The organism is Deinococcus marmoris DSM 12784 (genome assembly GCF_000701405.1).
Classification (GTDB): domain Bacteria; phylum Deinococcota; class Deinococci; order Deinococcales; family Deinococcaceae; genus Deinococcus; species Deinococcus marmoris.
On the sequence record NZ_JNIV01000074.1, the window covers coordinates 1 to 22139 of the forward strand.

Sequence of the window (22139 nt, forward strand, 5' to 3'; positions counted from 1 at the left end):
CATCGTAAAAGTCCCGCGACAGGTTTTTGAGCGCATGTCAGACGCGTTGTGTTACGCAGCTTGATTCCCAAAATGGACAAAGTCGAACTAAGTTCTGACACTGATGATGTTCTCAAACTCCCCTTCAGGACTAGACGTTCGTTTCGCTTTCGCCTATACTCCGGCGGTGTTGTTATGTTGCTAGCAGAAATTATCAGCGTGGGGACGGAGCTGCTGTTTGGTGAGATCGTGGACACCAACGCCGCCTTTCTGGCACGCGAACTGGGCGAACGGGGCGTCATCCTGCACCGCAAAACGGTGTTGGGCGACAACCTGGGGCGCGTCAGTGCGGCCATTACGCTGGCCCTGTCGCGCGCCGATCTGGTCATTCTGGGCGGCGGCCTGGGACCCACCGACGATGACCTGACCCGCGAATCCATTGCCGACGCCCTGGGAGAAACGCCGGGTGAAGACCCTGAACTGCTGGCGTGGCTGGAAGGTCTGTACGCTGCCCGTGGGCGCGAGATGCCGCAGGTGAACCGCAAGCAGACGTGGCTGATTCCCAGCGCCGAGGCATTGCCTAATCCGGTGGGGACCGCGCCCGGCTGGTTCGTGCGAACCGGGGGTAAATACGTCGTGGCCCTGCCCGGACCACCCCGCGAGATGCACCGGATGTGGCGTGAGCAGGTGCTGCCGCGCCTCCCGCTGCCGGATCACGCGCTGGTTTCCACCACCATTCATACCCAGGGCATCGGCGAGAGCAATGTGGCCGAGCTGCTGGCCGGGCTGACCCAGAACGCCAATCCCAGCGTCGCCACCTACGCCCGCAAAACTGGCGTGGACGTGCGCGTGGCGGCCAGTGCCGAAACCGAGGCAGGGGCGCGCGAACTGATGGCCCCGCTGCTGGAAACGGTGCGCGCCCACCTGTCGCGCTGGACCTGGGGCGAGGACGGACAGACGCTGGCCGGGGCGCTGGGCGACGGACTGGCAGGCCGCAGCCTCGGCGTGATCGAGGCAGGCAGTGCGGGCGCGTTGTGTGGCCTGCTGGCCGATACGGCGGGCTTTCTGGACGCCGCCGTGACCGGGGACCACGCCCGCCTGATCACGCTGGGCCTGACCCCCGTGACCCTGCGCGACGCCGGACTGGTCAGCGAGGGGGCCGCGCTGGAGCTGGCCGCCGGGGCGCGTGAACACTTGGGCGCAGACATTGGGCTGGCGGTGGTGGTCAGCGTGACGGGCGAGAACGCCGGGCAGGTTCACGCCGCCATCAGCAGCGAGAAGGGCCACAAGGCCGCCAGCGTCAACTGGCCCGGCGACGCCGCGCAGATGCGGGAGCGCGCTGCCGTGACCGCGCTGGCACTGGCTTACCGGGCACTCAGAGCAGGCGGGGAGCTGGCATGAAGATCAGAAAATCACAGACCAAGCAGAAGGTAGAACAGAAGGCTGAGAAGCCGCGTGTGTCCGATCTGAATGCCGCCTTGAAAATCCGGGCGGAAGCGGATTTGCCTGCCGCCCCGGTTCAGGGGGTCCGGCGGGTGACCCAGCCGCGCCGGAAGGACGAGGCCGAAGCCAGCGCGCCCCGCAAAGCGCAGGAGCAGACCGCATCGGCGGAGTTCAGACAGCGCACAGAACGTCAATCCACGCAGGCCACGCGGGGCAGACAGGCTCCAGAGGAACACACGCCCACCACCGGACGTTTCTTCTACGCCCTGAAGGTTCCCGCCAGCATCACTGGCCCGCTCTCCGAGGCGCAGCGCAAGCTGAAGGGCAACTGGCGCACCACCGGGCGCGAGCAGATGCACGTCACGCTATGTTATCTGCCGTCCGCACCGCTGGACCGACTGGCCGAACTCAAGGCGCTGGGCGCACGCCTGACGGAGAACCTGGGACCGATGGACGTCAAATTGCGCGGCACCGGCTACTTTCCCAACGAGGGTAGCCCGCGCGTGTGGTTCGTCAAGGTGGAGGCCGAGGGACTGGACGAACTGGCCGCCGCCCTGCGTGCCGGGGTGCAGGAACTGGGCATAGAAACCGAGGACATGGGCTTCAAGGCCCACATCACCCTGGCCCGCCGCAAAGGACCCGCGCCGCGCGTGCCGCCCATGAATTTTGAACTGGGCTGGAAAGCGGGCGGGGCAACCTTGCAGCGGTCCCACCTTCAGAAGACGGGGCCGATCTATGAGCAGGTCAGCACCTTCCGCTTTCAGGCAGAAAATCCGCCCGTACCAACCCCGAACGAAACACCCTTACCTCAACCTGCCACCGACAATTCACCCTCTCCCACACAGCAAACAGAGACACAGGAGCCATCATGAGCAAAGAGAATCCGAAGGAAATCAGCGCCGCCCCCAGCGACAGCAAGGAACGCCAGAAGGCCATTGAAACGGCCATGAGCCAGATCGAGAAGGCGTTCGGCAAGGGCAGCATCATGAAGCTGGGCGCGGAGAGCAAGCTGGACATTCAGGTGATTTCCACCGGCAGCCTGTCGCTGGACCTCGCGCTGGGCGTGGGCGGCATTCCGCGCGGGCGCGTCACCGAGATCTACGGCCCGGAAGCGGGCGGCAAGACCACGCTGGCCCTGAGCATCGTGGCGCAGGCGCAGAAAGCCGGGGGAACGTGCGCGTTTATCGACGCCGAACACGCGCTTGACCCGGTGTATGCCCGCGCGCTGGGCTGCAACACCGATGAACTGCTGGTCTCGCAGCCCGACAACGGCGAGCAGGCGCTGGAAATCATGGAATTGCTGGTGCGTTCCGGCGCAATCGACGTCGTGGTGGTGGACAGCGTGGCCGCCCTGACCCCCCGCGCCGAAATTGAAGGCGAGATGGGCGACAGCCTGCCCGGCCTCCAGGCCCGTCTGATGAGCCAGGCACTGCGCAAGCTGACCGCGATCCTGTCCAAGACGGGCACCGCCGCCATCTTCATCAATCAGGTGCGCGAGAAGATCGGCGTGATGTACGGCAACCCCGAGACCACCACCGGGGGCCGCGCGCTGAAGTTCTATTCCACCGTGCGTCTGGACGTCCGCAAGATCGGCCAGCCCATCAAGGTGGGCAACGACGCCGTGGCGAACACGGTCAAGATCAAGACCGTCAAGAACAAGGTGGCTGCGCCCTTCAAGGAAGTGGAACTGGCACTGGTCTTCGGCAAGGGCTTTGATCAACTGTCCGATCTGGTGGGGCTGGCCGCCGACATGGACATCGTTAAAAAGGCAGGCAGCTTTTACAGCTACGGCGACGAGCGCATCGGCCAGGGCAAGGAAAAAGCGATTGCCTATATCGCCGAGCGCCCCGACATGGAGCAGCAGATCCGTGACCGCGTGATGGCCAGCATCAAGAGTGGGGGTGCGTCCGAGAAGCCCGCGCCACCCGTCGAGCAGAAAATTACCGCTCTGGCGGAATAAGAGGGAAAGACAAGAACGCCCCGGCCTTAAATTTGGCCGGGGCGTCTTTTGTGCTGGTGGGCAGAGCTTGTCATGCGTCGGGTTTTGAGCTTGCGCCGTGATCCCTCTCCCACACTGGGCAGGAGTTCAGGCGGCGGTTACTCGTAGCCAAGCTCCCGCAAAGCCTCGGGGTCCTCGCGCCAGCCGTTGATCACGATGACTTCCAGACCCAGAAAGACCTTGCGGTTCAGGAAGATTTCCAGTTGCTTGCGGGCCGCTTGACCGATCTCGCGCAGTTGCTTGCCGCCTGCGCCGATGACCATGCCCTTGTGGGCGTTCTTTTCCACAATGATCTCGCCCTCGATGCGTTGCAGGCCGTCCTCGCGCTCGGTCCAGCGGTTGACGCGGGTGGCCACCGCGTAGGGCAGCTCGTCGCGCAGCTTCTTCATGGCTTCCTCGCGGATGATCTCGGAAGCCCACATCTCGCGGGTCTGGTCACTGGCCGCGCCGCGCGGGTAAAAGAAGGGGTTTTCGGGCAGCACTTCCAGAATCTGCTCGCGCAGGGTGGCCACCGCCTCGGGCTGGTTCTGCGCGCTCAGGGCAATCTCGCCAGTCTGGGCGGTGCGGCCTTCCAGCAAAGCGCGGTAGAGCTTCATGGCCTCTTCCGGGTACTTGGAGACGTCCAGCTTGTTGCCCACCATGAACAGCGGCTTGGGCAGATCACGAATCTGGCGGGCCACCAGTCGGTCCTCGTCGCCGGGCGGGTGGCGCAGGTCCACCACCCACAGAATGGCGTCCACGTCGCTCAGGGCGCTGTGGACCTCGTGGTTCATGTACTTGCCCAGCGCGTCTTTCGCTTTGTGCAGGCCGGGGGTATCCACGAAAACGATCTGCTGCGTGTCGGTGGTGTAGATCCCGCGCACGCCGCGCCGGGTGGTCTGCGGACGCGGGCTGGTGGGCGCGACTTTGGTGTTCAGGAACGAATTGAGCAGCGTGCTTTTGCCCACGTTGGGCTTGCCGACAATCGCCACGAACCCGGAGTAGGTCTGTTCACCCTCGGGGCTGGTTCCGGCAAAGCTGGGAGAGGTGGCATCGTGCGAGGCAGCGTTCGGGCCGTCCTCGACTGGATCGGGTGGAAAGAAAGAATCAGTCATCGGGTGCATTGTCTCACGCCGGAGCGCGGGCAAAAGGAAGTCGAGGCTGGGACAGACGCGGCAGACGAATGGAGGCGGGTTACTCCTCCCGCCGCGCCTGCACGCCCGCAATGATCCGGGCGGCGGCGGCGCGCGGCAGCAGCCGGAAGGCCGACACCTGCACCTTGTTGGCGAGTCCGGCCACCGCCACCCCCTGACCGCGCAGCATGGCCTCCACCCCGATGCGGGCCACCGTCTCCACATCCAGCATGGCCAGCCGGGTCACGCCGGTCATCAATTTGCTCTCGTTCAGCGTAGCCGCGTCCTGAAAGCCGGTGTCCACCGGGCCGGGGCACAGCGCCGTGACGCTCAGGCCGGTGCCCCGCAACTCCTCGTTCACGGCCTCGCTGAAGGACAGGACATACGCTTTGGTGGCGTAATACACCGCCATCAGGGGACCGGGAATGAAGCCCGCCGTGCTGGCAACGTTCAGCACCCGGCCCCGCCCACGCTCCAGCATGGCGGGCAGAAAAAGGCGCGTCAGATCGGTCAGGGCCGTGACGTTCACCGCGATCATCTCGCTGATTTCCTGCGGGTCCTGCCGGGCAAATTCGCTGAAGCCGCCAAATCCGGCGTTGTTGACCAGCAGGTCCACCTGAAGGCCGCGTGCCTCGGTCTCCTGCTGAAGCTTCCTGCCCGCACCCGACTGAGAAAGGTCGGCGGCGATCACGGTGGCCATCACCCCATATTGCTGCGAGAGTTCGGCGGCCAGCGCCTGAAGCCTGCGCTCACTACGGGCCACCAGAATCAGGTTCGCGCCGTGGGCGGCCAGTTGCCGGGCTATCGCCTCGCCGATGCCGCTGCTGGCCCCGGTGATCAGGGCGGTGGATATCGGGGTGATCATGCCTCCAGCGTAGGGGGCGGGAGCGGGTGACGCCACATCCCAGGGAACCCTTACGCGCAGGATAGACGCTGAAAGGGCGGAAAATAAAGGTTTTATAAAGGCAACGCGCATGACACCGGACGCGTACTGTAGGGCATGAGAAGCCCCACCAATTCCGGCCCCGAAGTCAGTCTTCAGGACATGTTCGCGCAGAGTACCGCCGTCGTTACCCAGCCCAGCGTGGCGACCTTCGAGCGCTATGAGAAGCGCGGCGGCCTCCAGAGTGCGTTCATCTACGTGATGGTGGCCGCCGTCGTCTCGGCCCTGATCGCCGCCCTGTTCTCGTTCTTCCACTCGGACGTGACCTTCTTCGGGCAACTGTTCTCGCGCCTGATCACCATTCCCGTACAGTTTCTGATCTTCACCGGGGCTGTCTACCTGATCGGCGGCAGCCTGTTCAAGGGCACCGGCACCTACCCGGAAGTGGCCTATACCTTCGCGCTGTTCTTCGTGCCCCTGAGCATCATCGGGACCATCATCGGCATCATTCCCATCCTGGGGTGGCTGGTGTCGTTCGTGATCAGCCTGGCCATGATTTACTTCGGCTATCTGGCCGTTCAGAGCAGCATGAACCTGCGTGAACAGGTGCCCGCGATTGCCACGCTGGTGCTGGCCGGGATCGCCAACTTCGCGGTGGGAGCCGTGCTGCTCGCCCTGTTCTAGAACAGGGACAACAGAAAGGGGCGAAGTCGAAATGACCTCGCCCCTTTCTGCGGTCTACAACGCTTTACTGATCGGCGTAGACATGCACCGCCACATCCAGCTTGCCCTGGCCGCCGCCAAAGTACGTGCCGCGCACCGGGGACACGTCGCTGTACTCGCGCCCGTGCCCGATCTTGATGTGTTTTTCCAGCGCCAGACAGTCGTTGGTGGGGTCATAGCCCAGCCAGCCGTAACCGGGAATCAGGCACTCCACCCAGGCGTGGGTGGCTTCCGCGCCGCGCATCTCGCCGCCGCTGTACAGGTAGCCGCTGACGTAGCGGGCCGGAATCCCCAATTGCCGGGTAATGCCCAGCATGGCGTGGGTAAAGTCCTGGCACACGCCATGCCCACTCAGGGCGAACTCGGCCAGTGGGGTCCGCACGTCGGTGGCCCCCGGATCGTAGGTAAAGCGGCGGCGCAGGTAACCCGTCAGCTCCAGCAGAAATCCAGGCAGGTCGTCGCCGGGGCCGGGGCGGGCGACGCCGAACAGCTCCGGCCACTTGCCGCTGGGAACGCGCGGACTGGGAACCAGAAATTCGGAGTTGCGCCCACGCTCGGGCCGCAGCTCGCTGAACGGCGTGGAAATGGGCAGCGTGACGGGATGCGTGTCCACAATCGCCTGCGCCTCGATCAGCAGGTGGCGGTGGTGTTCGTGGGCATGGACGTGGTGGACGATGGCCCCGAAGTAGTCCTTGTGCGAGGTGATCTCAGCGTCGGGGGTCACGTTCAGATGGAACAGCCGCACGCTCTGGCGCGTCTCGTTAGAAGGATGCAGCCTGACCTGGTTAAAGGAGTTCCAGGCGGGCTTGGGGTAGTGGTACTCGGTGGTGTGCCGGATTTCGCAACGCATAAGTGGGGGAACCCTCTAGCGGTTCTGCCGGGCAGTCTGACATGCCACGGGAGACAGGATGCGGCGCAGGGCAGACGAATCGGGAAACGGGAACCGCAGGGGCCGCCTCATTCCTCCTCGAAATAGGCCGAGGTGATGGCCGCGCCGACCCGGTTGAAGTCCTCCAGCAACGTCTCGATGCCGGGGTCCTCCCTGTCCAGGACGTCATTGACGCGGGCGTATTGCAGCCGGGCCACCAGCCAGCGCGACAGCCGCAGAATTTCCGGGTGTGCGCCGGGGTGATGGCGGTCGATCTGCTCCAGCGCCTCGCTGAGATTCATGGCGCTGTAACGGGCGCTGCGCGGAAAATACTCGTCCAGCAGCAGGAACTCAGTTACACCCCTGGGGGTGATCCCGGTCTGCACGCGCTTGCGGTACGCCTCGTTGGCGCTGGCCCCCTTGAGGGTGCTGACCCAGCGCTGGTCCTGCAAAGCGCGGCCCGCCGGATCGCCGCGTGCGGCCAGCGCGTCGGCATCCTTGAAACGGCTTTGCAGCACGCGCAGGCTGTTGTCGCCGCGTTCCAGCATCTGCCCGGCGCGCATGAACGACCAGCCCTCGTCGCGCGGCAGGGTGGCAAACGCGATCCCGAAGAAGAACTGCGAAGCATCGCGCGCGGCAGTGCAGTATTCGAACAGGCCATCGCGGTCCAGCACGTCCACATTCTCGAAGCACAGCGTCAGGTAAGAGCGGTTCAGCGATTCCCACATCTCGCTGGGCAGGCGGTCACGCAGGCCACGGGCATTCTCGCGGGCGCGGGCCAGGCTGCTGGCGATGCTGGAGGGATTGTCGCGGTCAAAGGCCATCCACGAGCTGACGCTGCGCGCGTCCAGGCGTCCGTACTTGGCGCGCAGTTGCGCCTCGCCCCCCGTAAGTTCCAGCAGCGGCGTCCAGTACTCGCGGGCGCGGCCCGAGATTTCCAGGCCCGCGTAATAGTTGACGTTCAGCAGGCGGGCGGTGTTCTCGGCGCGCTCCACGTAACGTCCGATCCAGAACAGGTTCTCGGCCAGTCGGGATAAGAGCAGCATTATTTGTCCTCCCCGGCGGGGCCTTCCGGCGCGGCGTCTTCCGGCACCGTGTCTTCCAGAGTGGCGTCCTCAAGAACGTCTTTCTCCAGTTCCTGCTGATACGAATGCCCGCCCGGCGAACTCTCGGGCTGAGGCTCGGATTGAGTTGGGGATGGAGACTGGGTCTGGGATTGGGTCTGCGACTGAGCCTCTGAACCGCCAATAGTCTGGGACTGAGATTGACTCTGGCTCTGGCCGTCGCCGTGCATCATCTGGCTCTGGCCCTGTGGCGTCACCGGGCCGTCGTGGTCCAGCACCCAGGTGTCCTTGCTGCCGCCGCCCTGCGAGGAATTGACCACCAGACTGCCGCGCCGCAGCGCCACGCGGGTCAGGCCGCCGGGCACGATGGTGACCTCGTCCTTGCCGCACAGGATGTAGGGGCGCAGGTCGATGTGCGCGCCCTCGAATTCGGCGCTGTCGGGGTAGAACGTCGGGTGGCGCGACAGGCCCACCACCGGCTGACCGATAAAATCGCGCGGATTGTCCTTGACCTTGACCAGGAATTCCGCCACTTCCTCCTCGGTAGACGCGGGGCCGATCAACATGCCGTAGCCGCCCGCCTCGCCCACGGCCTTGATGACCATGTTGGCGGCGTTCGCCAGGATGTGTTCCAGGTGATCCGGCTCGCTGCCCAGGAAGGTGGGGACGTTGTTCAGCAGCGGTTCCTCGTTCAGGTAATACTTGATCATGTCGGGCACGTAGGCGTAAACGGCTTTATCGTCGGCCACCCCGGTTCCCACCGCGTTGGCGATGGCCACGCGGCCCTGGCGATAGACCTCGATCAGCCCGGCCACGCCCAGGGAACTGTCGCGGCGGAAGGCCAGCGGATCGATGAAATCGTCGTCGATGCGGCGGTAGATCACGTCCACCTGCTGCCGCCCGCCCGTGGTGCGCATCCAGACCCGGCCCGCGTCCACGAACAGGTCCCGGCCCTCGACGAGTTCCACACCCATCTGCTGCGCGAGGTAAGCGTGTTCAAAGTACGCGCTGTTGTACATGCCGGGGGTTAAAACAACAACCGTGCCGTTGTCGCGCGGACTGACCGATTGCAGCAGCGTCAGCAGCGAGGTGGCGTAATGCTGCACCGAACGCACACCCTGGCCCTCGAACATCTTGGGGTAGATGCGGCGCATGGCGTCGCGGTTGGACAGCAGATACGACACGCCGCTGGGCGAGCGCAGGTTGTCTTCCAGCACCAGATACTCGCCCTTCTCGTCACGGATCAGATCACTGCCGACGATGTGGGTGTACAGTCCGCCGGGCGGCGTGACGCCGTGTACCTCGCGCCGGAAATGGGCCGAGGTGTAGACCAGTTCACTGGGGACGACGTTGTCGTTAAGAATCTGTGCGTCGCCGTAAATATCGTTCAGGAAGAGGTTGAGTGCCTTGACGCGCTGCGTCAGTCCAGCTTCCACATGCGCCCACTCGGAGGCCGGAATGACGCGCGGAACCGGATCGAAGGGGAAAGTCCGCTCGGTGCCCTTGGAGTCGCCGTAAACGGTAAAGGTGATGCCCTGGTTGCGGAAGGCCAGATCCAGCATGCCGTGCCGCCGCTGAAATTCAGTGACACCCAGAGAATCGATATATTCCTGCAATCCCTGATAGTGCGGACGCACCTGCCCGCCCGCCGTGAACATCTCGTCAAAAAAGCTCTCGCCTGGCTCATATTTCATGCGCCTGTCCCCCTTGTGTCGTGCTGGTGAATGCCCGCAGAATAGCGGCTCGGCAGGACCGGGAAGGCAGTGTGGCTAGGCGAACTCCTTAAGATGCGGCAAGGTGCGGCGCAGCGCGGGCCAACCGGAGAAGAAGAAGCGCGCGCTGGCTAGGTCCAGGGCGCGTTTTCTGAAGGCGGGCCTCTCCCCTACCCCTCGGTTCCGGTCAGTGGCGCGGCCCCCTCCCCGAAGGCCACTTCCAGGCGGGGCAACAACCTGCCCTCGTGGGCGCGGGCGGCACGCAGCAGCGCGTTCTTGACGGCAGTGGCATTGGCCCCCCCATGCCCGATGAAGGCTAGGCCCTTCACCCCAATCAGGATGCTGGCCCCGTAGGTGCTGGGGTCCATCCGGTCAGCCAGCCCACGCAGCGAACCGCGCACCAGCAGGCCGCCCAGCTTGCTTTTCAGGCCACTGTTCAGGGCGTCCCGGATCCAGCCGAACATGACTTTCGCCTCACCCTCGGCCAGCTTGAGGACCACGTTGCCGGTAAAGCCGTCGGTCACGACGATATCGGTGGTTCCCAGGAAGATGTCGCGGCCCTCCACGTTGCCGTGGAACTTGATGCCCTGGCCGTGCAGCCCGCGCAACAGGGCGTGGGCCTCGATGACCAGCGCGCTGCCCTTGTGGTCCTCCTCGCCAATCGAGAGCAGGCCCACGGTGGGGTTGTCCTGATCCTCCAGCACCTTCAGGTACACGGTGGCCAGCCGTGCCCACTGGGCGTAGTAGCTGGCCTTCACGTCCGCGTTGGCCCCGGCGTCCAGCAGCGTGGTCATGCCGCCGCGCGCGGGCAGGTGGGTCAGGATGGCCGGGCGTTCCACCCCCTTGATGCGCCCGAAGGTCAGCAGCGCCGAGGCCATCGTCGCGCCGCTGTGCCCCATGCTGACGGCGGCGGCGGCCCGGCCCTCCTTGACCAGCCGGGTGCAGATGTTGATGCTGGCCCCGGTGCGGCTGCGGACATCGCTGGCGTGTTCGTCCATGCCGATCACGTCGCTGGCGTCCACGATTTCCAGCGGCAGGGCCGCGCTGCCCGGAAACTTGCCCAGTTCGGCGTGCAGGGCCACCCGCTCACCCACCAGCAGCACACTCACCCCCGCCCGCGCCGCCAGAACCGCGCCCTCCACATTGGGCACCGCGCCGTGGTCCCCGCCCGCCGCGTCCAGCGCAATGGGCAGGCTGCCCGCCGCTGCCCCGGCTTCAGCGCTCATCGTTTTCGGCCAGCGCGGCGGTCATGTAGAAGGGACGCCCCTCTGCCGCCTTCGTGTCCGGGCTGCGCTGTTCCCCCCGCCCCTCGCTGGGCAGGCGGTAGCCGGGACGCTCGATCTGGGCGCGCAGGTCACCCAGGTCCACGTACAGATCGGCGGCGTTGCGCAGTTCGTAACTGGTCATCTCGGGGATGCTGGCGACGATCACGCGTTTGCCCCGTGCCCGCAACACCTCCACCGGGCGCTCGAAATCGCCGTCTCCGGTCAGCAGCACGGCGGTGTCGTACAGATTCGTGGTGGTCAGCAGGTCCGTGACGATCTCGATGTCCAGGCTGGCGCGGCGGGAGGTGTCGCCGTTGTCGTCGGTACTCTCCCGCAGGGGGCGGGTGCGGACGGTGTAGCCCATGTAGGTCAGCGCGTCGGTAAAACGGCGCTGCTTGTCGTCAATGGGCAGGGGCACAGCGGTGTAGTAAAAGGCGTTGTAGAGGGTGCCCTGCGCGGCAAAGTGGTCCAGAATCTTGCGGTGATCGAAATTCCATCCCAGCCGCTTGGCCGCCGAGTAGACATTGGCCCCGTCAATAAAAAGTGCAATCCGTGGTGCGTTCATATCCATAAAATCCGTCTCCCGATCCTTTAAATTCTCTACCCCGGCAGATCGCAGGGGCATCCCGGCAGGATAGCGGACGAGAGGCAGACAGAGCCTTCACCCGCTGGGGGGCACCTGGGGAAACATATCCGGCGTGTGGAGCGCCTCCCAGACCTCCGCGCGCAGCCGGACCAGATCCACGCCGCCGTATTGATCCGGCAGGGTATCCAGGTATTTGACCGCCTTGTGGAAATTGCGCCCGGTCAGGCTGCCGTGGTGCCAGCGCTTGTGCAGGGCCGCCGCCAGCAGGATCAATGCTTGCAGGAAGGCGCGTTCCTGGCCGCCAGCCTCCAGCCACAGTTCCTCCCAGGCTTCGTGCGCCTCCCACCACTGGCCCAAGTTGAACAGGGCCGCACCTTTCCCGAAGGTCTGCTGATCGGCAGCGCTAAACATGGCCCCACCCTAACCCGCCCACATTGCAACCGCCCCCACCACGCATGAATGACGCCTAAGCTCGTGCCCATGCCCGCCCAATCCACGCGCGGGGCACGGGGCGTATAGTTGTTTCCATGAAGCCTTTGGAACTGACGGATACTAATTTTACTGACGAAATTGCCAGCGGACTGACCCTGGTGGACTTCTGGGCACCGTGGTGTGGCCCCTGCCGCATCATCGCCCCCGTGATCGAGGAACTGGCCGGACAGTACGAGGGCCGCGTCAAGATCGGCAAGGTCAACGTGGACGAAAATCCCGTGACCCAGGGCCAGTTCCGCGTGATGAGCATTCCCACGCTGATCCTGTTCAAGGATGGGCAGCCCGTGGAAGGCGTGGTGGGCGCGCAGCCCAAGCGGGCCTTTGAAACCCTGCTCGATAAGCACATCAGCACGGCGGCGGCCAGCAACGACAGCAGCACCGTCAGCGCCAACTAAACTCCGCATTCAGAAAAAGGCCACCCGCACGATGGGGTGGCTTTTTTACTGTCCTGCAAGCTTTCTCAGAACCGCACCACATCCGGCGGCGTCCAGGCGTGCAGCACCTCACTGAGCAGGATCTCGCCGTCCGGCCACTCGCCATGCCCGCTCTCGGCATTGATATGCCCTGCCTCGCCCGCCGAGACCGCAGCCGCGCCCCAGGCTTCGGCCATCGCCTCGGCACGTTCCGGCGTGCAATACGGATCGTTCTCGCTGTAGACCAGCAGCGCAGGAAAGGGCCATTCATCCAGGGGTAACGGGGCCAGCGCGAGAAGCTGGGGGTGCAACTCAGCCATGCCCGGCTGTTCTGGATCGGCGGGAGCCACCAGCAACGCGCCGCGCACCCTCTCCATATCCCCACCGCCGGAAAGCCGCGCCCAGTGGGCCACCGTCGCCACCCCTGCCGAGTGGGCCACCAGCACCAGTTGCCCCGGTGTGGCCTCGATCACCTCATGCAGCCGGGCGGCCCAGACTTCTGGTAGGGGATTTTCCGGGGCGTCCTGGCGCACGCGTTCGGCACCGAATTTGTGCTGCCACAGCGTCTGCCAGTGCTGCGGCCCGCTGTCGCCCAGTCCAGGCACGATGATCAGGGTGGGGGTCATGGGGCAAAGGGTAGCAGGCGAGGAGAGAGACCGTGAGATTGAACATCTCCTGGGTCCGCTGGCAGGATCAAAATACCCCACAGCAAAAACCCCCCGCACAAGGCAGGGGGCATTCAAAAAAGGTCTAGCTCAGACCAGTTCGATCAGGGCCATCGTCACGCCGTCGCCCCGGCGGGTGCCGATGCGCAGGATGCGGGTGTAACCGCCGGGACGCTCGGCGTACTTGGGGGCCACTTCATCCATCATCTTGCGGACAACGTCGTTGTCGTGGATGTCGCGGGCCACCAGACGGCGGGCGTGCAGGTCGCCGCCCTTGGCGGTGGTGATCAGTTTCTCGACGTAGGGGCGCAGCTCTTTGGCCTTCGTGAGGGTCGTCTGGATGCGGCCCTCGCGCAGCAGTGCCGTCGCCTGGGCACGGGCCAGGGCGGTGCGGGCACTGCTGTTGCGGTTGAGCTTGCGTCCGGCTTTACCGTGGCGCATGGGTGTTCTCCTTCAAAACGCGGCCCCAGAGTACAGGGCCGGAAAGTGGTTTAGTCGCGCAGAGCAAGCCCGAACTGGGCCAACTGCTGCTTGATCTCGTCCAGGCTGCGCTCGCCGATGCCGGGAACCTTCTTCAGGTCACGGTCACTCAGCGCGCACAACGCGTCCACGCTGTCGATGCCTTCTTCCTTGAGGGAATGCAGCACGCGGGTGGTCAGACCCAGCCCTTCCAGCGTGACACGCGGCGAATCCATCTCGGCAGGGTAATCGCCGGGGTTCAGATTCAACGTCGTGGGGCTGGTGGGGGGCAGATCGTACACGCCGGTCTGCGGCATCACGGGGGCGCTGGGGGTGTACACCGGCTGCTGGGTAAACTCCGGGGTCAGGGCGGGCAGGTTTTCCACGTTGCCGAACACGTTCAGCTCTTCACGCAGAATCTCCACCGCCTTGTCCAGGGTGTCCTGCGGGCCAGTGCTGCCGTCGGTCCAGACGCGAAGGATCAAGCGGTCCAGATCGGTCTGCTGTCCCACGCGGGTGTTCTCGACGTGGTAAGCCACGCGGCGCACCGGGGAGAACACCGCGTCCACCGGAATGGAGTTGATGCGGTCCTTGGTGGCGTGCTTGTCGGCGGGAACGTAGCCCTCGCCTTCTTCCACGCGCACTTCCATGACCAGCTTGCCGTCCTCGGCCAGGGTGGCGATCACCAGATCGGGATTGACGATCTCGGCGTCACTGGGCACCTCAAAGGCGCTGGCCTTGACCACACCCTCGCCCTGCGCGCGCAGGGTCAGGGTCTTGGGACCGGGAGCATGGAATTTCACGACCAGTTCCTTGAGGTTGAGGATCATCTGAATGACGTCCTCTTTGACTCCAGGAATGGTGGAAAATTCGTGCAACACGTCTTCGATGTACACGCTGGTAACAGCCGTGCCGGGGATCGAGGACATCAGGATGCGCCGGATGGGGTTCCCGATGGTGACGCCGTAACCGCGCGTGAGCGGTTCCAGGACGAATTCGCCGTAATCGCCGTCCACGCGGGCTTTGAGTTGAGGGCGCTTTTGATCCATGGGTCCTCCGTTAACGCGAGTAGTACTCGATGATGAAGTTCTCGTTGATCGGCAGCGCCAGATCTTCACGCGCCGGGAGGCGGGCGAAGGTGCCGGTGAAGGTTTCGGGGTTCAGTTCTACCCAGGGGGCCACGCGGCGGCGCTTCTGCGCTTCCATGTTTTCCTGGATAAAGCCCATCGAGCGGCTGCCTTCGGCCACGACGATTTCATCGCCGATCTTGACGCGGTAGCTCGGGACGTCGACCTTCTGGCCGTTCACGAGAATGTGACCGTGGCCGACAAACTGCCGGGCCTGACGGCGGGTGCTGGCAAAGCCCATGCGGAACACGACGTTGTCCAGGCGGCGCTCCAGCAGTTGCAGGAACACGGTGCCGGTCACGCCGGGAACTTCGGAGGCTTCGGTAAAGAGGTTGCGGAACTGTTTTTCGCCCATACCGTACAGACGCGACAGCTTCTGCTTTTCACGCAGACGCACGCTGTAATCGCTGGGGCGACCACGGCCACGGCGCTGGCCGTGCTGGCCCGGCGGGTAGGGGCGCTTGTCCAAATATTTCTGGACTTTCTCTGTTTCCGCGAGGTTGATGCCCTCACGGCGACTCAGTTTAGTAATTGATCCACGGTAACGACCCATTGATTGATCTCCTTGGTGCGGTCAGGAACGATGCCCTGCCGGGTCTGCGGCCCTCTGCTTACCCGCCGCCATTGCTGGTGGTTGCAGCTTTCATTTCCCCAAAAGGAAACAGCGGCGGCGGGACAGGTGGGCGCGCGCGAAAACTCTAGTTCAGCACTCTTCTAAAAAACACTAAGCGCGGAACTTTTTCTTGGGGCGGCAGCCGTTGTGAGGCACGGGGGTGTCGTCCATGATGGACTTCACTTCAATGCCGCTGGCCTGAATGGCGCGGATGGCCTGTTCGCGGCCCGAGCCGCTGCCCCGCACCACCACGTCGACGATGTTCATGCCGAAGGTCTGTTGGGCCTTCTTCACGGCGTCGGCGGCGGCGAGCTGGGCAGCGTAGGGCGTGCCCTTCTTGCTGCCCTTGTAGCCGATGGTCCCGCCACTGCTCCAGGCGACAGAGTTGCCGTCCAGATCGGTGATGGTCACAATCGTGTTGTTGTAGCTGGCATGCACGTAAGCGCGGCCAGCGCTGATGTTGCGCCGGGCGCGGCGCGGGGTCTTGCCCTTGGTAGATTTCGCCATGGCTTACTTCCTCGCGGCCTTTTTCTTACCAGCCACAGTCTTGCGCGGTCCCTTGCGGGTGCGGGCGTTGGTCTTGGTGCGCTGACCGCGCACGGGCAGCCCACGGCGGTGGCGCAGGCCACGGTACGCACCGATGTCCATCAGACGCTTGATGTTCTGACCGACTTCGGAGCGCAGATCGCCTTCAACCTTGTAGGTCTTCTCGACGGCTTCACGCAGGGTGGACTGGTCCGCTTCCGAGAGGTTCTTGACGCGGGTATCGGGGCTGATCCCGGTGCGCGCCAGCACTTCCTTGCTGCGGGTCAGGCCAATGCCGTAGATGTAGGTCAGCGCGATTTCAATGCGCTTCTCGCGGGGCAGATCGACGCCTGCAACGCGGGCCATCAGCCTTGCCTCTGCTTGTGCTTGACTTCCTTGCTGCAAATGATCAGCACCCGTCCGTGACGGCGAATCACCTTGCAGCCGTCGCACATTTTCTTGACACTGCTGCGAACTTTCATGCTTCCTCCTCGCGCCGCCTGCTGTGCATTAGCAGCGCTCGACCCCCACCCACTGTCTGCAAGTGGGAATCTGTGGTGTGCCTCAGTCCTGATCCGGTCAGCGGCGGTAGACGATGCGCCCGCGCGACGTGTCGTACGGGCTGATTTCCAGAACCACACGGTCACCAGGCAGGATGCGGATGTAGTGAATCCGCATCTTTCCGCTGATGTAAGCCAGGAGATCGTGTCCCGTATCCAGCTTTACGCGAAAGGTGGTGTTGGGCAGTGCCTCTGTCACCACGCCCTCGGCGCGTACGGTATCGGACTCTTCCTTCTTCTTCTTTTCCCGCTGTTCCGGCATTCTTCGTCTCGCCACGCAACCTCCAGGCCCAATACAAGCCAAACGTAAAGGTATCACGCGTGCGGGCAGGCAGACAAGACGCAACGACAATCTTTTGAGAGGATGAGGGGACGGTGGAGACCGTCGTTCGGCTATTCGGGACATGAGCTTTTCAAGTGAGAGGCGCAGCTTCGCCCCACAGCTTCAGGCCGGAAAATGAGGCTGTGCCTCCTGACCAGCTCATCCAGGCGTTGACGCTTGTTCAGCGTGCCTCAAAAGACCTCTGGCCAGGATTTGTCCCAGCGACGATTCAGACACTGGTTTTCGATGGAAACGACACCTGGCTCAACGGAGCGACGCCTGCAACGCCTGGCTGGGAGGCCAGTTCATCTGGCTGGCGCTGGCGGGGGCGACATCCAGCATTGGTGGCGAATACGGCGGTGAGGTTGCCAGACGGAACCACAGCAGCGGGCATTCTGCTCTCCAGCCTGGGAACAATCTCGGCTGAGCGGCTGGCCTCCCTCGTGATCCACGAGGCGTTTCATGTCTGGCAGGCCGCCCATCCCTCGCCTGCCTGGGAGGCCAACGAGCTGGACGCGCTGACCTATCCGGCAGGCGACGCAGGGGTCCTGCACGCCCGCGCAGAAGAAACGGCCTGCCTGGGGGCCGCCTTGAGCAAAACCGACTGGCAGGGCGACGCCGCGAAAGCTCTGGCGTGGCGTGCGGTCAGACACGGGCTACTCTCCGCCCGGCAGCGGGAGTACGAACAGCGTGCCGAGACGCTGGAAGGATTGGCGCAGTTCATCGAGAGCCAGTTTCTAAAGGGACTTCCTCTCCTCGACCCGCTGGCCGCCGTCAGTCTGGGGATCAGACCATGGGCGTATTTCAGTGGCGCGGCCCTGGCTTTTCTGCTGGCACGCAGCGGGGAGGACTGGCAGGCGGAGGTGATGTCAGGAACGCCGCTGGACAGCATTCTGGCCGCCCAGCTCGGCGCGTCAGATCGGACATCAGAGATCACCCCAGCCCTTGCAGAAGCAGCCGCCCATGCTGCACAGGCGCACACGCTCAGGCTGGAGCATTTGAGGCGGCAATTCGAGGCCCTGCCTGGCAAAAGATTGAGGTTGAGCGGCAGCAAGTTGCGGGTGGTGGGCTTCGATCCGCTGAACCTTCACGCGTTGCCAGACGGGCAGGTGTTGCACACGCGCTACGTGGCTGTGGAGGTGAATGACGGACGACTGGAAGTCCTGGCTGCTCAGGCCCTGGCCGAAGGAGCCGATCTTCTCAATCCAACGGCCTTAAGTATCGCCAGCGTTCCTGAACCCAGCATTGTGGGCGGACGGTGGCAGATTCAGACCGCGACTCTCAGGGCCGATTTTCCTGCTGCCAGAGTCAGGGCAACGCTGGACGGCTGGGAGGCCGATCTGGACTGACCCCACTCCCCTAGCCCGCCGCCCCGCCCCTGGTCACGATGCCCTGTGTTCCGGCCCACGCCGCCACATCGTCGCCGCGCATGGCCGCCGCCATCAGGCCGGGGAAATGATCGGGGGTGCAGGCGAAGGACGGAATGCCCAGGCCCGCGAAGGCCCGCGCGACGCCGTGATCGTAACTGGGTGCGCCGTCATCCGATAGGGCTAGCAGCGCGATCACGTTCACGCCGCTGTCCTTGAGGGTACGAGCGCGGGCCAGCATCTCGCGCTCGTTACCGCCCTCGTAGAGATCGCTGATCAGCACCAGGATGGTCTGTTCGGGGCGCTGGATGATGCCCTGGCAATAGGCCAAAGCGCGGTTGATATCGGTGCCGCCGCCCAACTGGATGCCGTAGAGGACATCCACCGGATCACTCAGGTTCTCGGAGAGATCGGCGACTTCGGTGTCGAAGACCACCACGCGGGTGCTGACGGCGGGCAGGCTGGCCAGCACCGCGCCGAAGACGCCCGCGTAGACCACGCTGCTGGCCATGCTGCCCGACTGGTCCAGACACAGCACGATGTCGCGCAGGCTGCGGCGTTTGCGCCCATAGCCGATCAATCGTTCCGGGATGATGGTTCGCTTCTCGGGCAGGTAGGACCCCAGGTTGGCACGGATGGTGGCGTTCCAGTCGATCTCCGGGCCACGTGGGCGGAAGTTGCGCTGGGCGCGATTCAGGCTGCCCGTGACGGCGGCGCGGGTAGGTTCTTCCAGGCGTTTGGTCAGGTCATCCACCACCTTGCGGACCACGGCGCGGGCGGCGTCCTTGGCTTTGGCCGGCATCACGCCCTTCAAGGTCAGCAGTGTGCCCACCAGATTCACGTCGGCCTCGACGTTCTCCAGCATCTCCGGCTCGAATAGCAGTTGCGTCAGGTTCAGGCGCTCGATGGCGTCTTCCTGCATCACGCGTACCACGTCTGAGGGGAAGAATTCGCGCAAGTCGGCCAGCCAGCGGGCCACCTTCGGCGCGCTGGCCCCCAGACCGCCACGCCGGGAACCCGTTGGCGCGTCATAGAGGCCGCCTAGAGCATCGTCCATGCGTTTATCTTCGATGGAGAGACTGATCTCCTGCCCCCCCTCACCAGCGCTGAAGCCATCGGCTTCGCCCCCGCCCAGGACCAGTCGCCAGCGGCGGAGGCGTTCGGGGGTAGCGTGTGTTGACCGGGTTGAATCGCTCATTTCCGTGAACCCCCTGGCCCGCTGCGTGGCCGGTCCTCCTCAAGAGGCGAGAAAAGATCGGGATTCATTCGCGCACGCCCAGCAGCCGAAGCACCACCGGAACCACACGCATGGCCCGTTCCTCGTCCAGTTGCGTCACGGCCTCTCCCCTGTCCGGCCCGCCACCACGCAACGCCTCTCCAATTGCGCGGCGTTCGGGCTTTTCGTAACGGGCAAAGACGCGGCGCAGCAGGGGCAGGGCTTCCTGAAAGGCTTGATCTTCCAGACCCGCCAGCCAACCGTCCAGCAGGGCCAGCAAGGCCGAATCGTGCAGCAGCAGCGCGGCGCTGTGGCCCAGGAAGCCGTCCAGCCACGCGGTTACGTCGCCGGGACGGTCTGCACCCAGGGCCAGTGAGACGCGGCGCTCGACCTCTGCGCTTGCCAGTTCGCCGCTGTCACGCAACCTTCGCACGGCGTCCCCGGCCAGCAGCGGGTGGGCTTCAGCTCGGTCTGCCAGACGCAGCAGGGCGGCCCGCCACTCGGCCAGCGCATCCGCCTCGTCCAGCAGGCGCACGCTGGCGTCTCCGGCATCCACAGCGCGTTGCAGGCTCTGGGCCGCGTCTTCGGCCAGCCCGATGGCGGCAGTGGGCAGGCCCACACAGGCGCGCGTGAGCAGGGTGCGGAACACGCGGGCGGGGGCCTCATCGGTCCCCTTGGACTCTGTATCGCGCCCACGCACGTCGCCGTACCGGGCCAATCGGGCCAGTGGGGCCAGCGCAAAAAGTAAGTCGGCCACATCCGCCCCCACCGCCGCACGGGCATCCAGTGCGTCCAGCGCGGCGGGCAGGGCGTCAGGTAAATCAGCGTAACGTACCGCTTCCAGTAGCGTGGTCAACTCGGAAAGAGACGTTCCTGTGCGGGCCGCTTCCACCGCCTGTGCGCCTGCCGCGTCCGCCACCGTTTGCCCATAACGGCTGGCCTGCACCAGCCGGACGCTGAATTCGGGTTGCCACGCCAGCGCCCAGGCTTCCTTGAAGGTGCCGCGTCCGCTGGCAAACCGCTCCTGCGCCCAGGGAATGCCCAGCAGGTTCAGGCGGTGAAACAGGGCGCTGCGGGCCAGATCGTTGTCCTGGCGCAGATCCAGCGTCAGTTCGAGTTGTTCGGGCTGAACCTTCAGGCGAAGTTTCTTCTGCTGACGGGCCAGATCCTGCGCCAGCGGCACGGTGGGGGTGTCGGACGGCACCTCGCCCAGCGCTTCACCCACGATCAATTGACGCTCAATCAGGCGCAGCGGCAAATTGCTGTCCCAGCCGAAGACGCTCAATGCCGCCTCGTTCAGCTCGTCCAGGCCGGGGAGGGCGCGGCCACGCAGTCCAGCCAGGGTGTTCGCCAGTCGGGTGGCCTCGATCACGCTGGCACTGCTGGCCTCCAGTTTCTCGCCGCGCAGCAGCCGCGCCGCCCGCGCGAACCAGCGTTCGGTGACGTGTTCAGGCGTGGTGAACAGGTGGTGGTAATACCCCGGCGAGCGCACGCCCGCGCCGTAGCCGCTGTGCATGGACAGCCGTCCGTGCGTCCACGGCACCCAGGTCAGCGTCACTTTCGCTTTGGGCAAACCTTTGAGCAGCGCCGCGTCTTCCTTGACCGGGTAAGCCATCGGGTCTGCCAGCGCGGGGGCGTGCCACGCTCCGCAGACGACGGCAATGTTCCCGAACCCCTCCTTCTGCGCGGCGCGAATGGTCTGGCGAATGTGGGCTTCGCGCTGGGCCTCGCGCCCCATTGCGGCAGGAGCATCCGCCCGCACCGCCGCCATCACTTCCAGCACCGCCGCGAATACATCGGTGTCGTCGCCTCTGGCCTCCACCAGGGTTTCCCACCAGCGTTCAAAATCGCTGTATCCGGCGGCCTCGGCCAGCACACGTAGCGGGTCAGAATGGAGGTCAGATTCAGTCTCGTCCTCGCGCTCAAACCCCAGTGTCGCGCTGGCGGGCAGGTCCATGAAACGGGCAGGAACATTCAGCCGCACCGCCCACTGGAACGCCACAAACTCCGGGCTGAAGACGGCGAAAGGCCAGAACGACGCACGGGCCGGATCGTCGTTCACATAGCCCAGCAGCGCCACGGGCGGCTTGAAGTCCTTCTGCGCCAGAAAGGGCAACACAGAATCTGCATCCGCCGGGCCTTCCACCAGCACGATGTCGGGTTTCAGGGCCTCCAACGCCCCCGCCAGCGAACGCGCCGAGCCGGGGCCGTGGTGACGAATGGGGAAAACAGAGAGGTTAGACGCCGACATTTAAAGTACTTCTACCCCGACAGATCGGAGTAGATCATCTAACGTCTCATTAGTATGCCTAAATATTTCATTTTTGAGAACGGCTATTTTATAGGGTAGGGAATTTCTATCCAGTAAAAAGGGTAATCCGTGGGTTTTTAAGCTGGGAATAGGCAAAGTATACCTCCCACCATCGCAAACAACAAAGCCATATGACTTCAAAAGTGGTAACTACTCAGCGCGAGAAGTCGGGCATGAGGATGTCACCGCGAAATACACTCACGAGGCCCTGCCAGACATGTATGCCCTGCTTGCGAAGTGTGGAGATATAGCTGCGAATCCGGCAGAACGCCGCTCCACCAGTCAGAGACCGAAACCCACCTGACACTTTGCGCTTGATACAGAACATCCGAATATCCCGTTCCGCCTGGTTGTTGTCGAAGGGAACGTCGTCCCGTTCGAGAAACAGAAGCACCGCATCTCGGTGCTTCTGACACCGCAAGGCCAAATTCCGGC

General features: G+C 64.4%; 25 protein-coding genes. 6 read left to right on the forward strand and 19 right to left on the reverse strand.

The window, feature by feature from the left end; genetic code table 11:
- The first annotated feature begins 174 nt into the window (after positions 1 to 174).
- Genes Q319_RS0116100 through recA form a run of 3 tightly spaced genes read left to right on the forward strand, consistent with a single transcriptional unit; the run spans position 175 to position 3382 of the window.
- Entirely contained in the window at positions 175 to 1380 is a 1206-nt protein-coding gene (locus Q319_RS0116100; protein WP_029483492.1) for a CinA family nicotinamide mononucleotide deamidase-related protein, read from the forward strand.
- Positions 1377 to 2294: an RNA 2',3'-cyclic phosphodiesterase gene (gene thpR, locus Q319_RS25690; RefSeq protein ID WP_051655476.1), complete on the forward strand. Its 918-nt coding sequence runs from the start codon at positions 1377 to 1379 to the stop codon at positions 2292 to 2294. The genes Q319_RS0116100 and thpR overlap by 4 nt, the downstream gene beginning before the upstream one ends.
- Positions 2291 to 3382: a recombinase RecA gene (gene recA, locus Q319_RS0116110; protein ID WP_029483494.1), complete on the forward strand. Its 1092-nt coding sequence runs from the start codon at positions 2291 to 2293 to the stop codon at positions 3380 to 3382. Before thpR ends, recA begins: the two co-directional genes overlap by 4 nt.
- A gap of 137 nt (positions 3383 to 3519) precedes the next feature.
- Here recA and era read toward each other — a convergent pair whose 3' ends face one another.
- Both era and Q319_RS0116120 read right to left on the reverse strand, forming a co-directional pair.
- Positions 3520 to 4515, reverse strand: coding sequence for a GTPase Era (era, locus tag Q319_RS0116115; protein ID WP_081846101.1), 996 nt, complete (start codon positions 4513 to 4515; stop codon positions 3520 to 3522).
- Between the two features lie 79 nt (positions 4516 to 4594).
- Positions 4595 to 5398 carry an SDR family NAD(P)-dependent oxidoreductase gene (locus Q319_RS0116120; RefSeq protein ID WP_029483496.1) on the reverse strand — a complete coding sequence of 268 codons (804 nt, stop codon included), beginning with the start codon at positions 5396 to 5398 and terminating at the stop codon, positions 4595 to 4597.
- A gap of 135 nt (positions 5399 to 5533) precedes the next feature.
- Between Q319_RS0116120 and Q319_RS0116125 the strand changes: the two genes are divergently transcribed.
- On the forward strand, positions 5534 to 6100 hold the full coding sequence (locus Q319_RS0116125) for a YIP1 family protein (RefSeq protein WP_029483497.1): 567 nt from the start codon (positions 5534 to 5536) through the stop codon (positions 6098 to 6100).
- A 64-nt stretch (positions 6101 to 6164) separates the two neighbouring features.
- Here the strand turns inward: Q319_RS0116125 and Q319_RS0116130 are convergent, their stop codons facing one another.
- From Q319_RS0116130 to Q319_RS0116155, 6 genes are all read right to left on the reverse strand, one after another.
- Complete coding sequence (locus tag Q319_RS0116130) at positions 6165 to 6989, reverse strand: transglutaminase family protein (RefSeq protein WP_029483498.1); 825 nt, start codon at positions 6987 to 6989, stop codon at positions 6165 to 6167.
- A gap of 107 nt (positions 6990 to 7096) precedes the next feature.
- Positions 7097 to 8053 (reverse strand): alpha-E domain-containing protein, encoded by a 957-nt coding sequence (locus Q319_RS0116135; RefSeq protein ID WP_029483499.1) that lies wholly within the window; start codon positions 8051 to 8053, stop codon positions 7097 to 7099.
- The gene (locus Q319_RS0116140; protein ID WP_051655477.1) at positions 8053 to 9765 is read right to left on the reverse strand and encodes a circularly permuted type 2 ATP-grasp protein; all 1713 of its coding nucleotides are present in this window, start codon (positions 9763 to 9765) and stop codon (positions 8053 to 8055) included. Before Q319_RS0116140 ends, Q319_RS0116135 begins: the two co-directional genes overlap by 1 nt.
- Positions 9766 to 9953: 188 nt before the next feature.
- Positions 9954 to 11009: a phosphate acyltransferase PlsX gene (gene plsX, locus Q319_RS0116145; protein WP_029483501.1), complete on the reverse strand. Its 1056-nt coding sequence runs from the start codon at positions 11007 to 11009 to the stop codon at positions 9954 to 9956.
- Entirely contained in the window at positions 10999 to 11613 is a 615-nt protein-coding gene (locus tag Q319_RS0116150; protein WP_029483502.1) for a LabA-like NYN domain-containing protein, read from the reverse strand. Before Q319_RS0116150 ends, plsX begins: the two co-directional genes overlap by 11 nt.
- 96 nt (positions 11614 to 11709) lie before the next feature.
- Entirely contained in the window at positions 11710 to 12045 is a 336-nt protein-coding gene (locus Q319_RS0116155) for a DUF309 domain-containing protein (RefSeq protein ID WP_029483503.1), read from the reverse strand.
- Between the two features lie 116 nt (positions 12046 to 12161).
- On the opposite strand from Q319_RS0116155, the gene trxA reads away from it, so the two are divergent.
- Positions 12162 to 12521, forward strand: a complete 360-nt coding sequence (gene trxA / locus Q319_RS0116160; protein ID WP_034415464.1) for a thioredoxin — start codon at positions 12162 to 12164, stop codon at positions 12519 to 12521.
- A gap of 65 nt (positions 12522 to 12586) precedes the next feature.
- Here trxA and Q319_RS0116165 read toward each other — a convergent pair whose 3' ends face one another.
- The 8 genes from Q319_RS0116165 to infA all read right to left on the reverse strand — a co-directional run bounded on the left by Q319_RS0116165 (position 12587) and on the right by infA (position 16750).
- On the reverse strand, positions 12587 to 13165 hold the full coding sequence (locus tag Q319_RS0116165; protein ID WP_029483505.1) for an RBBP9/YdeN family alpha/beta hydrolase: 579 nt from the start codon (positions 13163 to 13165) through the stop codon (positions 12587 to 12589).
- Between the two features lie 129 nt (positions 13166 to 13294).
- The gene (gene rplQ / locus Q319_RS0116170) at positions 13295 to 13645 is read right to left on the reverse strand and encodes a 50S ribosomal protein L17 (protein ID WP_029476425.1); all 351 of its coding nucleotides are present in this window, start codon (positions 13643 to 13645) and stop codon (positions 13295 to 13297) included.
- Between the two features lie 50 nt (positions 13646 to 13695).
- Positions 13696 to 14712: a DNA-directed RNA polymerase subunit alpha gene (locus tag Q319_RS0116175; protein WP_029483506.1), complete on the reverse strand. Its 1017-nt coding sequence runs from the start codon at positions 14710 to 14712 to the stop codon at positions 13696 to 13698.
- Between the two features lie 10 nt (positions 14713 to 14722).
- On the reverse strand, positions 14723 to 15343 hold the full coding sequence (rpsD, locus tag Q319_RS0116180) for a 30S ribosomal protein S4 (RefSeq protein WP_029483507.1): 621 nt from the start codon (positions 15341 to 15343) through the stop codon (positions 14723 to 14725).
- A gap of 171 nt (positions 15344 to 15514) precedes the next feature.
- A complete protein-coding gene (gene rpsK / locus Q319_RS0116185; RefSeq protein WP_029476431.1) occupies positions 15515 to 15910 on the reverse strand; it encodes a 30S ribosomal protein S11 in 396 nt (131 codons plus the stop codon).
- 3 nt (positions 15911 to 15913) lie between these two features.
- The gene (gene rpsM / locus Q319_RS0116190) at positions 15914 to 16294 is read right to left on the reverse strand and encodes a 30S ribosomal protein S13 (RefSeq protein ID WP_029483508.1); all 381 of its coding nucleotides are present in this window, start codon (positions 16292 to 16294) and stop codon (positions 15914 to 15916) included.
- Positions 16294 to 16410 carry a 50S ribosomal protein L36 gene (rpmJ, locus tag Q319_RS26350; RefSeq protein WP_029476433.1) on the reverse strand — a complete coding sequence of 39 codons (117 nt, stop codon included), beginning with the start codon at positions 16408 to 16410 and terminating at the stop codon, positions 16294 to 16296. Before rpmJ ends, rpsM begins: the two co-directional genes overlap by 1 nt.
- 97 nt (positions 16411 to 16507) lie before the next feature.
- On the reverse strand, positions 16508 to 16750 hold the full coding sequence (gene infA / locus Q319_RS0116195) for a translation initiation factor IF-1 (protein WP_029483509.1): 243 nt from the start codon (positions 16748 to 16750) through the stop codon (positions 16508 to 16510).
- A 425-nt stretch (positions 16751 to 17175) separates the two neighbouring features.
- Between infA and Q319_RS0116200 the strand changes: the two genes are divergently transcribed.
- The gene (locus tag Q319_RS0116200; RefSeq protein ID WP_156039401.1) at positions 17176 to 18159 is read left to right on the forward strand and encodes a hypothetical protein; all 984 of its coding nucleotides are present in this window, start codon (positions 17176 to 17178) and stop codon (positions 18157 to 18159) included.
- 10 nt (positions 18160 to 18169) lie between these two features.
- Here the strand turns inward: Q319_RS0116200 and Q319_RS0116205 are convergent, their stop codons facing one another.
- From Q319_RS0116205 to Q319_RS0116215, 3 genes are all read right to left on the reverse strand, one after another.
- A complete protein-coding gene (locus Q319_RS0116205; protein WP_034415467.1) occupies positions 18170 to 19375 on the reverse strand; it encodes a VWA domain-containing protein in 1206 nt (401 codons plus the stop codon).
- A 64-nt stretch (positions 19376 to 19439) separates the two neighbouring features.
- Positions 19440 to 21644, reverse strand: a complete 2205-nt coding sequence (locus Q319_RS0116210; RefSeq protein ID WP_029483512.1) for a DUF5682 family protein — start codon at positions 21642 to 21644, stop codon at positions 19440 to 19442.
- Positions 21645 to 21858: 214 nt separating this feature from the next.
- A partial coding sequence (locus tag Q319_RS0116215; RefSeq protein WP_029483513.1) for an IS66 family transposase occupies positions 21859 to 22139 on the reverse strand: 281 nt, incomplete at its 5' end.